13 protein-coding genes and 1 tRNA gene are annotated in these 13,819 nt (G+C 41.1%); 6 read left to right on the top strand and 8 right to left on the bottom strand.

Features of this window, described 5'->3' with window-relative positions; genetic code table 11:
* Positions 1 to 642: a 4'-phosphopantetheinyl transferase superfamily protein gene (locus tag ACED20_RS14140; RefSeq protein ID WP_294201484.1), complete on the bottom strand. Its 642-nt coding sequence runs from the start codon at positions 640 to 642 to the stop codon at positions 1 to 3.
* Positions 643 to 651: 9 nt separating this feature from the next.
* Complete coding sequence (der, locus tag ACED20_RS14135; protein WP_294201485.1) at positions 652 to 1,962, bottom strand: ribosome biogenesis GTPase Der; 1,311 nt, start codon at positions 1,960 to 1,962, stop codon at positions 652 to 654.
* Positions 1,963 to 2,272: 310 nt separating this feature from the next.
* Between der and ACED20_RS14130 the strand changes: the two genes are divergently transcribed.
* Positions 2,273 to 2,343 (top strand) — tRNA-Gln (locus ACED20_RS14130).
* A gap of 363 nt (positions 2,344 to 2,706) precedes the next feature.
* Here the strand turns inward: ACED20_RS14130 and katG are convergent.
* Positions 2,707 to 4,992: a catalase/peroxidase HPI gene (gene katG / locus ACED20_RS14125; protein ID WP_378105296.1), complete on the bottom strand. Its 2,286-nt coding sequence runs from the start codon at positions 4,990 to 4,992 to the stop codon at positions 2,707 to 2,709.
* A gap of 463 nt (positions 4,993 to 5,455) precedes the next feature.
* On the opposite strand from katG, the gene ACED20_RS14120 reads away from it, so the two are divergent.
* Together ACED20_RS14120 and ACED20_RS14115 are read left to right on the top strand one after the other, a co-directional pair.
* Complete coding sequence (locus ACED20_RS14120) at positions 5,456 to 5,917, top strand: heme-binding domain-containing protein (RefSeq protein ID WP_294238935.1); 462 nt, start codon at positions 5,456 to 5,458, stop codon at positions 5,915 to 5,917.
* Positions 5,918 to 5,927: 10 nt separating this feature from the next.
* Complete coding sequence (locus ACED20_RS14115) at positions 5,928 to 6,341, top strand: thiol-disulfide oxidoreductase DCC family protein (RefSeq protein ID WP_294234607.1); 414 nt, start codon at positions 5,928 to 5,930, stop codon at positions 6,339 to 6,341.
* 262 nt (positions 6,342 to 6,603) lie between these two features.
* Here the strand turns inward: ACED20_RS14115 and ACED20_RS14110 are convergent, their stop codons facing one another.
* Positions 6,604 to 8,034, bottom strand: a complete 1,431-nt coding sequence (locus ACED20_RS14110; protein WP_294321342.1) for an alpha-amylase — start codon at positions 8,032 to 8,034, stop codon at positions 6,604 to 6,606.
* A gap of 190 nt (positions 8,035 to 8,224) precedes the next feature.
* On the opposite strand from ACED20_RS14110, the gene ACED20_RS14105 reads away from it, so the two are divergent.
* Positions 8,225 to 8,902: a DUF4290 domain-containing protein gene (locus ACED20_RS14105; protein WP_294202811.1), complete on the top strand. Its 678-nt coding sequence runs from the start codon at positions 8,225 to 8,227 to the stop codon at positions 8,900 to 8,902.
* Positions 8,903 to 8,904: 2 nt separating this feature from the next.
* Positions 8,905 to 10,212, top strand: a complete 1,308-nt coding sequence (gene murA / locus ACED20_RS14100; RefSeq protein ID WP_294202809.1) for a UDP-N-acetylglucosamine 1-carboxyvinyltransferase — start codon at positions 8,905 to 8,907, stop codon at positions 10,210 to 10,212.
* A 137-nt stretch (positions 10,213 to 10,349) separates the two neighbouring features.
* Here the strand turns inward: murA and ACED20_RS14095 are convergent, their stop codons facing one another.
* From ACED20_RS14095 to ACED20_RS14080, 4 genes are all read right to left on the bottom strand, one after another.
* Positions 10,350 to 10,661 (bottom strand): NIL domain-containing protein, encoded by a 312-nt coding sequence (locus ACED20_RS14095; protein ID WP_294222362.1) that lies wholly within the window; start codon positions 10,659 to 10,661, stop codon positions 10,350 to 10,352.
* A 234-nt stretch (positions 10,662 to 10,895) separates the two neighbouring features.
* Positions 10,896 to 11,555, bottom strand: coding sequence for a YiiX/YebB-like N1pC/P60 family cysteine hydrolase (locus ACED20_RS14090; RefSeq protein WP_294234599.1), 660 nt, complete (start codon positions 11,553 to 11,555; stop codon positions 10,896 to 10,898).
* Positions 11,530 to 11,988 (bottom strand): DUF1801 domain-containing protein, encoded by a 459-nt coding sequence (locus ACED20_RS14085; RefSeq protein WP_345766448.1) that lies wholly within the window; start codon positions 11,986 to 11,988, stop codon positions 11,530 to 11,532. The genes ACED20_RS14090 and ACED20_RS14085 overlap by 26 nt, the downstream gene beginning before the upstream one ends.
* Positions 11,989 to 12,107: 119 nt before the next feature.
* On the bottom strand, positions 12,108 to 12,362 hold the full coding sequence (locus tag ACED20_RS14080; protein WP_294291776.1) for a T9SS type A sorting domain-containing protein: 255 nt from the start codon (positions 12,360 to 12,362) through the stop codon (positions 12,108 to 12,110).
* Between the two features lie 243 nt (positions 12,363 to 12,605).
* On the opposite strand from ACED20_RS14080, the gene ACED20_RS14075 reads away from it, so the two are divergent.
* Positions 12,606 to 13,811, top strand: a complete 1,206-nt coding sequence (locus ACED20_RS14075; protein WP_378105288.1) for a pyridoxal phosphate-dependent aminotransferase — start codon at positions 12,606 to 12,608, stop codon at positions 13,809 to 13,811.
* Positions 13,812 to 13,819 lie beyond the last annotated feature (8 nt).

The following is a 13,819-nucleotide window of genomic DNA, read 5'->3' as shown; positions in this document are numbered from 1 at the left end:
TCAGAAAATGATTTCTTCAAGATGGAGTGCCGTGATGATTTCAGGAGTTGCCAGATGTGTAATGATATTTCCCGACAAAGTTATTGGCATTGTATAATATAAACTATTGTTCGCGATCACCGTATCAGTATGTGCATCAATGGAGTTCAGTTCGCAGGATATTCCCAGACCTGAAGCTTTCAGCACTGCCTCTTTGCGGGTCCAGATTTTATAAAATGATTGTGCCGGATCTTCACAGTTGGTGATAAGATCTTTCTCGCGGTGATGCAGGAAATCAGCATATAAAAGCGGGTCCACCGGCTTTAAAAGTTCGGAATCGATGCCGCATGAACTTCCGGAAGTAATGCATACAAAACTGATTTCTTCATGATGCGAACTGCTGAAGTGAATGTCCGAACCTTCAAAATAAGGCTTTGCTAAAGCATCTTTACGGTAACGATTCCATGAAAAACCCTGATAAGGAAAGTATTTCTTTATCAGGGTTTCTAACAGTATTCTGGAGATCATCCTTCCTGTTCTGTCAGCAGGATTTTTATATCGGTACACCGGCTCAGTGATATGAGCGGGAAGCAAGGCAAATTCTTTTTCCAGTTGTTGTTCATCAGTCTGATGGAGAAAACTGTAGGCTGCCCAAACTTCCATGACGGCTTTTTATTTCTGTCTGAAATATACTTCAATCGGTACTCCGGTAAACCCGAATTCTTTTCTCAGCTGGTTTTCAGTAAATCTCTTGTATGGCTCCTTCACATACTGCGGCAGATTGCAGAAGAACACAAACTGCGGCGATGGGGTCGGAAGCTGTACACAATATTTAATTTTAATGTATTTTCCTTTATTGGCCGGCGGCGGCGTTCCTTCAAAAATCGGAAGCATTACTTCGTTCAGTTTGGAAGTCTTGATTTTCTTTTTACGGTCTTCGTATACTGCCATGGCCGTTTCCACCACTTTCAGGATTCTCTGCTTCGTCAGGGCGGATACGAAAAGAATAGGAATATCGCTGAACTGACCGATTTTATCCCTGATGGCACTTTCAAAATCCCGGGTGGTATTGGTCTGCTTGTTTTCCACCAAATCCCATTTGTTGACCACAATCACGATTCCTTTTCTGTTTTTCTGCGCCAGTCCGAAAATATTCATATCCTGGGATTCCCAGCCTAAAGTAGCATCCACCATAATAACGACCACATCGGAATATTCGATGGAACGGATGGAACGCATAACGGAGTAAAACTCCAGGTCCTCGGAAACTTTTGACTTCCTTCTCATTCCCGCCGTATCTACCAATACGAATTCATGTCCGAATTTGTTGTACAACGTCTGGATACTGTCACGTGTGGTTCCTGCAACATCCGTTACGATATTCCGGTCTGTATCCAACAAAGCATTGGTCATCGTGGATTTCCCTACGTTCGGACGTCCGGCAATGGTGATTTTCGGCAACCCTTCGAACGGGTCTTTATATTCTGTGGTTGGAAAATCTCTAACGATATCATCCAAAAGATCACCGGTTCCTGAACCGGTAGCCGAAGATAAAGTATAATATTTTTCGATTCCCAACTGGTAAAATTCGGTAGCTGCAAGTTCCTCTTTGGATGAATCTACCTTGTTTACGACGATGTAAACCGGCTTATTGGACCTTCTCAGCATCTCATAAATTTCGTAATCGGTATCCGTAAGGCCTTCTTCCACATTCAGCATAAAGATAATAGACGTGGCTTCATCAACTGCCAGCTGAACCTGTTTTGAAATTTCCCCCTGGAACACATCATCGTTGTTCACATCATACCCTCCGGTATCGATAACTGTAAAATCTACCCCGTTCCAGTCGGATTTCCCATAGTGTCGGTCACGGGTTACCCCAGCCGTGGAATCTACGATGGCCTCTCTCCTTTCCAGTAAACGGTTAAACAATGTGGATTTTCCTACGTTGGGACGCCCAACGATTGCAACAATATTCGACATAAAAAAATGTTTAATAATCCCTCGACAAAGCTCAGGACAAGATTATCAATGGGTTACTCCAACTTTTGGAGCCCAATTTTTTTGCAAAGATAGGATTTTTATTTCATGTAAAGCCCGATACCTTCCGAAGCGCTTTTGAAGATCAGCTCAAAATACGCTGTATTCCGGCATTTCCTTTCTGAAAAAACCATAAAATTAATTCTTTGACTATCAATAAATAAAAGCCGCCACCTCCATTTTTTATCAATTAATCTCGATGTATCACTTTTATTTTTAAAATAATTTTTCTAATTTCGCGGTACAGAAATACAGACCCATGGTGTAGCGGTAACACTACTGATTTTGGTTCAGTCATCTGGGGTTCGAATCCCTGTGGGTCTACGAAAGCCATCCTGAAAAAGGGTGGCTTTTTTTGTTACAAGTTGCACAATATTTTTTATCTACCTATTCTTTATTACCTCCAGAGGATAGATAATAGCAGCATCCTTTTTCCCCTATATAGAGCTGGTGTCCACTGTATTACAGTACTCTGAACGGTCACTGCTTCCACCTCCTGTTTCTCCACAGGAACAAATTATCAATGTTGCTAAAGCAATTCCATACTAATTTTTTCATAATCAAATTTACACTAATGAGACGGCAAAACTAGGTCAGAAATAGTTCTGAAAAATACCGAAAAACAATAAGGAATAAAAAAAGCAGCCCACAGGCTGCCTTCATCACTTAAAACACTATCGATATAAATTACTTGATATCAAACCGGTCCAGGTTCATCACCTTGATCCAGGCTGATACGAAATCATTAACGAATTTCTGTTGGGCATCGGCGCTGGCGTAAACTTCAGCAATGGCCCTCAGTTCGGAGTTGGATCCGAAAACCAGATCGGCGCGGGTGGCCGTCCATTTTTTCTCTCCTGTCTTTCTGTCGGTGCCTTCGTACAGCTCGTTATCATCGGAAGTAGCTTTCCACTGCGTGCTCATGTCCAGAAGATTAATAAAGAAATCGTTGCTTAAAATACCCGGATTCTGTGTAAATATTCCGTGGGAAGAGCCGTCGTAATTGGCGTTTAACGATCTCATTCCGCCGATCAGGACGGTAAGTTCCGGAGCGGTAAGGGTTAAAAGCTGCGCTTTATCGATCAGTAAAGATTCCGTAGAAACGGAGAATTTTTTCTTCAGGTAATTTCTGAATCCATCGGCTGCCGGCTCAAGGTATTTCATGGATTCCACATCCGTTTGTTCCTGTGAGGCGTCCATTCTTCCCGGTACAAACGATACGATCACATTATGGCCTGCATCTTTAGCAGCTTTTTCTACCGCCGCACTTCCGGCCAGTACGATAACATCGGCAAGGGAAACTTTTTTACCGCCGGTCTGGCTTTCGTTGAATTCTTTCTGAATATTTTCAAGAACGCTCAATACTTTTTGCAATTGGACAGGGTTATTCACTTCCCAATCTTTTTGAGGAGCCAGGCGAATCCGTGCGCCGTTCGCACCTCCTCTTTTATCACTTCCCCTGAAAGTAGAAGCTGATGCCCATGCGGTAGAAACCAGCTCGGAAACACTCAGTCCTGACTCCAGGACCTTTGATTTTAAGGCTTCAATATCGGAATTATCGATCAGGGCATGATCCACTTCCGGAATCGGATCCTGCCAGATCAGTTCTTCCGCGGGAACGTCCGGGCCCAGGTAACGGGCTTTCGGTCCCATATCTCTATGCGTCAGTTTATACCAGGCTCTGGCAAACGCATCGGCAAACTCTTCCGGATTCTCGTAGAAACGTCTGGAAATTTTTTCATATTCAGGATCTATTCTCAGGGAAAGATCCGTCGTCAGCATCGTCGGCCTGTGTTTTTTATTAGGATCGAAAGCATCCGGAATAATGGCTTCTGCATTCTTAGCCACCCACTGATGGGCTCCGGCAGGGCTTTTGGTAAGTTCCCATTCGTTTTCGAAAAGGTTTTTAAAGAAATAATTGCTCCATTCGGTTGGGGTTTCCGTCCACGTCACTTCCAGTCCGCTGGTAATGGTATCGGGACCTTTCCCGGATCTGAAGCTGTTGTTCCATCCGAATCCCTGCGCTTCGATGCCGGCTGCTTCAGGCTCTTTGCCCACATGATCGGCAGGTCCTGCGCCATGAGTTTTACCGAAAGTGTGACCTCCGGCAATTAAGGCAACCGTTTCCTCATCATTCATGGCCATTCTTCCGAAAGTATCACGGATGTCTCTGGCTGCGGCTACAGGATCAGGATTTCCGTCCGGTCCTTCAGGGTTTACATAGATCAGTCCCATCTGTACGGCAGCCAGCGGCTTTTCCAGATCGCGGGTGTGGATTTTTCCGTCTGCATCATCATCCGCTGAAAGCACACCGTGTCCTTCAACACCATCAGATCCCTGGGAATACCGGAGATCTCCGCCCAGCCATGTTTTTTCCATCCCCCAATACACATCCATATCCGGCTCCCAAACATCTTCACGTCCTCCGGCAAAGCCGAAAGTTTTAAAGCCCATCGATTCCAGGGCCACGTTTCCGGTAAGGATCATCAGATCGGCCCATGAAATTTTCTTTCCGTATTTCTGTTTAACCGGCCATAGCAGTCTTCTTGCTTTATCAAGGCTTACGTTATCCGGCCAGCTGTTCAAAGGAGCAAAACGCTGCTGACCTGCTCCGGCACCGCCTCTTCCGTCACCCACCCGGTAAGTTCCTGCACTGTGCCAGGCCATACGGATAAACAAAGGACCATAATGACCGAAATCGGCAGGCCACCAGTCCTGGGAGTCCGTCATTAGTTCATGAAGGTCTTTTTTTACCGCTTCAAGATCAAGGCTGTTAAAAGCTGCCGCATAATCGAACCCCTCATCCATCGGATTAGAAAGCCGGGAATGCTGGCGAAGGATATCTACACGCAGCTGATCCGGCCACCAGTCTTTGTTTTGAGTACCGCCGCCGGCAACATTTTCTTTCTTTTCTTCCTTCATGCTTCCGTTGTGAAAAGGACATTTGCTGATGTCTCCTGAAGTATTTTCCATATCGTTTAAATTTTTTATGTTGATAAACAGTTTTTTATTTTTGAATAAGACAAACTTACAATTGATTATCCATAAATACAATCTATCGAAAATATTTTTAAAATAGTTAAAAACAATAACAATCAAGTTATAAAATTACTCAGTTCTAATTCTCCTATTATAATAACTATGCAATTAAATTAATCATTTTACATGAAATAAAACGTAGGGAAAAGTTAAATACTGATATTTAGAATAATTCGACATATAAATCATATGGGTATTTTCCAGTATTGAAAATTTAATTAACTTTAAAGATTAAATGGGTTTCATATGAGTAAAAATTTTTATTTTAATGGATAAAAATTTGCTCAGAAAATGATTATTTCCGGTAAAAATTTACTATGATCCTGAAATTTAATCTTAACTTCAAATTTTGAACATTGAACTTTAAATCTTGAATCTCAAACTTTAAACCCTCATTATGAAAAAAATACTGACCGTTGTTCTTGTCGCTTTTATCATCATCCAGTTTTTTCCAATCGATAAGACGAATCCCGCTCCGACACCGGGAATGGATTTTATAAAAATTAAAAATACACCACCTGAAGTAGCAGCCATCATCAACCGTTCGTGCTACGACTGCCATTCCAACGAAACCCGCTATCCCTGGTATTCCAATATAGCGCCTTCGTCATGGATTCTGAAAAACCACATTGATGAGGGAAGAAAAGAACTGAATTTTTCCACTTTTGCCGTCTATGAGCCTAAAACACAGGCACACAAATTGCAGGAATGCATCGAAATGGTAGAGAAAAAGGAAATGCCGCTGGAATCTTACTTTATTGGCCATCAGGATGCTAAGCTGACTGACGTACAAAGAAAACTCCTCACAGATTATTTCAAAAGGGAGAAACAGGAAACGGAACGTAAAATGTCACTTTAAAAACAGTAATATGGAAGCGAACTGGCAGGATAAACATATTGTATTCTTCGACGGTGATTGCGGAGTCTGCAATTTTTGGGTACAGTGGATTTTGGAAAGGGATAAAAAGGACCGGTTTATGTTTGCTTCCCTTCAGTCGGATTTCGGACAGCAGTTTTTATCGGAGAGAGGACTAAATACAAAAGTTTTCAATACGATGTACCTCTGGAAACCTCAGCAATATTATCTGGAAAAATCCAGAGCCGTGCTGAAAATAGCAGATCTGCTGGGCGGAATTTACAAACTTTCAGCAATCGGAAAAATCATGCCGAAATTTCTCAGTGATAAAGTATATGATAAAGTTTCTGAAAACCGGATGAAGCTGGCAAACCAGAAATGCTATTTACCGACTCCCAAAGAACGGAAAAAATTTATACAGGTTTAAAAAATAATAATAACAGGCTGGAAGAGGGAAGCTGGATGCCGGAAGTTTCTTTTGTCAACATAATTACTCAAGCTATTGGTTTATTAAATGAGATCTTTTCTCAACCAAAAAAAGTTCTAATTGATCAGCTAATTTTTAACTCATTAAATAACTAAGAATAAATTAAATATGATCGAACTTAATTTAATTTAGTTTATCAGCTAAAAATAAAATTAAAGACTGCTTTTAAAAGGCAGTCTTCAGTTTTATGATTGGATAATAATTACTGGTTTAAAGACCAGACCGAATAGGAATTCGGAGGACATTGGATCTTCACCCATTTATCGCCCTGCGTTGTCGGATACCATGAGGAATTTCCTGTGAAGTCTTTGATCTGCTGGCTGGCCCAATTGGTCTGAATCCACCGTTCCTGCCAGCTGGAAGAGCTATTGATATAGACAACCAGTCCAGGATTTCCGTTATAGCCGTTTCTTCGGGCAATGTATTCATCAGTATCGGTGTAGAGAATCGAAGTGGTTCCGGTGGCTTTGTTATTGTGAATCCAAATGAGGTTGTTCAGCCTTTCTTTGTTCAGCCATTCCTCGTAGTCCCTGTAGAAAATGGTGGGATAACCTTCATGAGTCAGGATGTAAGCATACGCCGGCATTTTATTATAAATGATATCCGTATCGTGGTTGGCTACAAAAGTAACCGCTTTAAAGGGATTCCTTTTCCACATCATATCATCGTTCAGGACGTTGAGGTTTCCGTTATCAAACGCCTCATCCATTTTGTAATAAGCGGCAAAATCAAACACTGAACTGTTGGCATTATTGGCCCATGATTCCAAAACATTCACATTGGAATCCCATAGTTCACCGACTGAAAATCCCCCAACATTGGAATTCCAGTTATTTACCACCCAGGCTCCGAATCCTTTCACATAATCGAATCGCCAGCCGTCAAATTTCATGACGTTCTTATAATATTTTCCTACCGAATCATCCCTTCCCCAAAGCCAGTCCTGCACATATGGATTGGCATGGCACAGATCCGGAAAACCGCCAAAAGCCCCTTCGTCGTTATTCCCGTAAGAATTTTTATAAAAATCATTATAATTTCTCGGGAATTTTCCTGAAGCTACCCCTGAAAAATTGGTCCAGGTATTGGAACCGACGTATGGATTGTATTCCGACTGCCCGCCGCTGTTGTGGTTGATAACAATATCCGCATAAACCTGCATGTTTTCAGCATGCGCTTTTGTGATCAGGGCTTCCAGCTCAGCCCTTGAGCCGAAACGGGTCTCCACACTTCCATTCTGGTTATAGTTTCCAAAATCATAATAATCCGTAGGATCGTACCCCATAGAATAAGCGCCGTTCTGCGCTTTTGAAGCCGGAGGAAGCCATACCGCACCAATTCCGGCATTTGACCAGTCGGTAAGTTTTGAATTTACGGTATTCCACCAGTTGCCGCCATCCGGAACATCCCAGTAAAATCCCTGCATCAGGACACCTCCTCCCGGCCCTGCTACAAATTTGCCTGTTGTGGAAGTTCCGGTACTGAAAGGGTGCCCGTCATGATGGGTAACGTTCACTATTTTATCATGAACACCCGGGTCTTTCCGGTCCTCAGAAATCACTTCATCGTTTGTACGGCAGGAATTCATCATTCCCAATGCCAGTAGAGAAAGTACATAGTATGCTTTTTTCATAAGGAAAGTTTTAATTATTAATACATTACCTAATTTACACTTTTATTGATACAATCTCTACATAACGTGAAATAATTTTTATTTTTAACATAAAATCCAATTAAATTGTTGCATAACATATTCATTAAAAAATCATAAACTTTTAAGATTTTCGGTACAATTTTTCTATTAATGCATATATTTGCAGACTATGGAATACAACACCCAAAAAACTCAGCTTCATTTGCCGGAATACGGCAGAATTATACAACAGTTGGTTGAACGTTGCAAAGAGCTTTCCTCCAGAGAAGAAAGGAACGAAATGGCAATGGCGATCATTGATTTTATGGGTCAGCGAAACCCGCAGCTGCGAGACGAAGATAATTATAAACATAAACTTTGGGACCATCTTTATATTTTAGCCGATCATAACCTGGATGTAGATGCGCCCTATCCTTTTCCGACCAAAGAAGAACTTGAAGAGAAGCCTAAAAGAATGGAATATCCCAAGCTTCAGGGCGACTTTAAATTTTACGGAAAAAGTATTCTTCAGCTGATTGAAAAAGCGATCGAACTGGAACAGGGTGATGAAAAAGAAGCCCTGATTGAGGTAATTGCCAACAATATGAAGAAATCCTACAATGTTTATAATAAAGAACACGTAACGGATGATGTGATTTTCCGTCATCTGAAGGAACTTTCGGAAAACAGGCTGGACCTTACCGGAATCGATACGCTTGAAAAGAGTAAAATCTACTATACCAGTAATAACAACAACCGGAACAACCAGAATAACAACCGGAATAACAACAACCGAAACCAAAATAACCAGAACAATAAGAGAAGGCACAATAATAACAATAACAACCATAATAAAAACAGAAAGTAAACATGAGTGGAACATTTCAGATAAGAGGAGGAAAGAGACTGCAAGGTGAAATCACTCCACAGGGGGCAAAAAATGAAGCCCTTCAGATTCTGTGTGCCGTTTTATTGACTGATGAGGAAGTAAGGATCAAAAATATTCCGGATATCCACGACGTTAATCGATTAATTGAGATTCTGGGCGACTTTGGCGTAAAGGTTACCAAGAATGCTCACGGCGATTATACTTTCAAAGCCGACAAGGTAAATTTTGATTATATAAAATCCAGCGAGTTTAAAAAAGACGGGGCCAAACTGAGAGGTTCCATTATGCTGATGGGCCCCATGCTGGCTAGATACGGCGAAGCTTATATGCCGACTCCGGGCGGCGACAAAATCGGAAGAAGAAGGTTAGACACCCATTTTCAGGGGTTGGTAGAACTTGGTGCGGAATTTCATTACGATGAGGAAGAATATTTTTATTCTTTAAAAGCAAAAGAACTTAACGGAAAATTCATCCTTCTGGAAGAGGCTTCCGTAACAGGAACTGCCAATATCGTAATGGCTGCGGTTCTGGCAAAAGGAAAAACAAGAATTTACAACGCTGCGTGCGAGCCTTACCTGCAGCAGCTTTGTAAAATGCTCAACCGCATGGGCGCCAATATCTCCGGAATTGGTTCCAATCTTTTAACCATCGAAGGTGTTGAATACCTTCACGGAACAGAGCATACCATGCTTCCGGATATGGTGGAAATAGGATCATGGATTGGTCTTGCAGCCATGACCAAATCTGAAATTACCATCAAAAACGTCAACTGGAATCAGCTTGGCGTAATTCCGAATACCTTCAGAAAACTGGGAATCGAACTTGAACAAAGCAATGATGATATTTTCATTCCTGCCCAGGAACATTATAAAATCCAGAAGTTTATCGACGGATCTATTTTAACGATCTCCGATGCTCCGTGGCCTGGATTCACTCCCGACTTACTATCCATCATTCTGGTAGTGGCCACACAAGCCAAAGGAAGCCTTCTGATTCACCAGAAAATGTTTGAATCAAGATTATTCTTTGTGGATAAACTGATTGATATGGGTGCGCAGATCATTCTTTGCGATCCACACAGAGCAACAGTAATCGGTCTGAATCAGGAAACTCCTTTAAGGGGAACCACAATGGTTTCCCCGGATATCAGGGCCGGAAACGCGCTTCTGATCGCTGCTCTTTCCGCAGAAGGAAAATCGATTATCCACAACATCGAACAAATCGACAGGGGATATGAAAATATTGACGGCAGACTGAAAGCTATCGGTGCCGATATTGAGAGAATTTAACTGAGACGAAATAATGAAACCGCCCTTTTTCGGCGGTTTTTATTTTTGTATTCATAATGCTTTTCTTTGAAAGGCAAAATAAAACGGCAGCCATGAACCGACAGCCGTTTCCTGTAATCAAAACCATATGAAATCACTTATAAATATTTGCGGCAGGTATAGGCTACCGCGGTATTCAGAAGCTTATTTTTATTAAGGAAAAATTCCAGCTGCTCAAAATCATCCGGATATACGTTGATATACAACTGAACCGTTCCGAAGTTTCTTCCGTTTATATATTCAACATTTGCCGACAGCACTTTATGACAGATCCCGAACTGATGGTAAATGGTATTCATCAAATGTTCAAATTTCATCTTTCCATTTAATTCTATTTCCACTAACAGTTCTTTTTTAGAGAGGTTAAGCGCATTCTGCAAAACCTGAAGTCCGGGATTAGGCGTTATCATATCTGGCAATTTCTTTTAAACGTTGTTTACAAAGCAGACCGAAGAAATTTCTTTTTCTCAATGCTTAGCTATGACAAAAATATAAAAAATAATTAGTCTACAAAATTAGTAGGATAATAATTTTTAATTTTAACATTTAAACCAAATAAAATAGAAGAGGAAGCCGGAAGTTTCTTTTATCAGCAATCGTCACCGACAGTATCAAATATGAAAACACTCTTTATTACCCTTTACCTATTTCAGCTCCCTTATCCGCTCCAGCTTATCGGAAGATGCCAGGCCGTTCGGATTGCATCCGGACTCACCTTCCGGGACTTTAAGGTTTTTCTGATGATAAAACCCTTCCCAGAATGCATTGGTTTTTCCGGTTTTTGGATCAATAAAGGTCATCGGTTCCAGTTTGAAGACATGATTGTCCCTGAATGCTCTTTCGACGAAATCTGAGCAGTAATAAGAATTTTCATTTAAGATATAGTTGAAATTATAAGGTTTTCCCAACATGGAATTTGCTCTTTGGATAGCAGCAGGAACAGCTTTTTTAAATTGAGGTTTCAGCCGGTACACCACTACCCGCTGCCCTTCATCTGCCTGATCTTTCAGAAAAACTTTCAGGCTTTGCTTCTGTGAACCGCCTTTGGGAGCAGCATGCAAGACAAAAGTACCCCCTCTGTTCTTTTCCAGGATGCCGATATGGTCAAAGGAAGCATTTTTCTGTTTTTGGGTTACATTACTGATGGCTCCGGAAAGTCCGGTTTCTTTAGCCGTTACAAAAAGCAGATCGCCGTTTTCCAATCCTGAAACGTTTGTGCTTTTGCAGCCAGCCAGCAGATTCAGGGAGAAACTTACGGCAAGCAGATACAGCCGGCAACTATTTCTTTTTAAAATTCTTCTCATAAATATCAATCCATTCTTTAACTGTCATTTTTTTGCTGAGTTCAGCAAGCAGTTCCAATGGAATATCATCCATTTTTTTAAAGCGGACACAGGACTTCCCCATATCCAGCTTTCTTTTAGAGTATTTTGGGTATTCTTCCACAAACCAGTCCAGCAACTCAGGTTTGGCATACATTCCCATATGATAAAGGGCAATGAAATTTTTCTGGGAAGCGATGCTCATAAACGGCAACGGTGAACCAGGCGTACAGTGGTACCCTGCGGGATACGTTTCCAGAGGGACCGCCCAGCCGATCATTCCGTAGCTTAAACCCTGGGAAAATCCATCCGGTAAATTATCATTAATGGTTTCAAAAATTTTCCTGAAAACGTCTTGCCTGTCTTCAGGAATCTGTAAAATATAATCTTCAACGGAAGCGGATTGAATCTGCATTGTAGTCAGTTTTAATAACATGCAAATTAATAAAATTTAAATGAAACCTGATTTTATTCAAACAAAAACAGCTGAACCAATGGCCCAGCTGCTTATTCAATTTATTTACATTAAAAAACTTATTTCTTGATGGCTTTTGCTGTTGAGCGTGAACCGTCTTTGTACGTTACCGTTACCAGATATACGCCTGAATGCAGTTCTCCTAAATGCAGTTCGTTACCCGGATTTTCAATTGTTTTTACCACTCTTCCCGAAACATCTGCTACGGAAACCGACTTCACTTCTTTGGTGTCAGCAATGTATAACACCTCTTTGAAAGGATTCGGGTATACTTTGATTTCGCTTTTCTTCGCGGATGATTCAACAGTTGCCAAAGTATATCGCTAACTATGTCTATTTTATAAATTATCAATCAAAAACTTATTTAATCCATACTTAATCATATTTATCTGAAATAAATTTCCAAAAGGCAATTCTGCTTTTTAATTCTTTATATTTTCTTAAAACATGATAATTTTTTTTGCAGATTTAAAAATTAATACAAAAATCTTTATTTGGAACCTTTATTTTAATATTGGAAAATTAAATCTTATTTTTGCCATACAAATTTTTGAACAATGCCGAATATTTCAAACAGAGCACTGCACATGCCGCCATCGCCGGTAAGAAAACTCGTTCCTTTCGCCCTAAAAGCAAAACAGAGAGGTACGAAAGTATATCACCTCAATATCGGGCAACCGGATATTGAAACCCCGGAAACGGCACTGAATGCTTTAAAAAATATTGATCTGAAAGTATTGGAATATGCTCTTTCCGAAGGGAATATCGAATATAGAAAAGCCCTTACGGAATACTATCATTCGCTAGATTTTACCGACCTTACTCCTGATCATTTTATTGTTACAAACGGTGGTTCGGAAGCTTTGAATTTTGCCATTTCTACACTATGTGACGACGGTGACGAAGTAATCATCCCTGAGCCGTATTATGCCAACTACAACGGATTTACCAGCACGTTCAATGTGAATGTGGTAGCCGTTCCCTCAACCATCGACACAGGCTTCGCCCTTCCTCCGATTGAAGAATTTGAGAAAAAAATAACGGCGAAAACCAGAGCCATCGTCATCTGCAACCCCGGAAATCCTACGGGGTACCTTTATACGCGTGAGGAGCTTAAGAAATTAGCAGAAATTGCCTTAAAATATGATATCGTAGTCATCTCCGATGAAGTATACCGAGAATATGTGTATGACGGGAAGCAGCAGATCTCCATGCTTGCTTTTCCTGAGCTGGCGGAAAACTGCATTATTATCGATTCAGAATCCAAGCGTTATTCCATGTGCGGTGTGAGAATCGGATGTATGATCACCCGTTCCAAAAAAATACACGATGCAGCCATGCTGTTCGCACAGGCAAGATTAAGCCCCGTTCTGCTGGGACAGATTGCAGCAACGGCAGCACATAAAAACGACGATGCTTACATCAGATCCGTAAGAGAAGAATATACTCACCGAAGAAACATTTTAGTTGATCTATTGAATGCCATCCCAGGCGTGATCTGCCCGAAACCTAAAGGTGCATTTTATTGTGTAGCGGAGCTTCCGGTAGACGATACCGAAAAATTTGCACAGTGGCTTCTGGAAAGCTATTCCAATAACAACGAAACAATCATGGTAGCACCGGCCGGAGGTTTTTACAGCAATCCTGAACTGGGTAAAAAACAGGTAAGAATTGCCTATGTTTTAAAGGAGCAGGATCTAAAAAGAAGCGCAGCTATCCTTAAAGACGCTCTCGAAAAATACAGAGCCGAATTCAGTCTTTAATCATTAAA

It is taken from the genome of Chryseobacterium sp. sg2396 (genome assembly GCF_042610505.1).
GTDB lineage: Bacteria > Bacteroidota > Bacteroidia > Flavobacteriales > Weeksellaceae > Chryseobacterium.
Note: the sequence above shows the minus strand (reverse complement) of the source record. Positions and strands in the feature narration are given on the sequence as shown.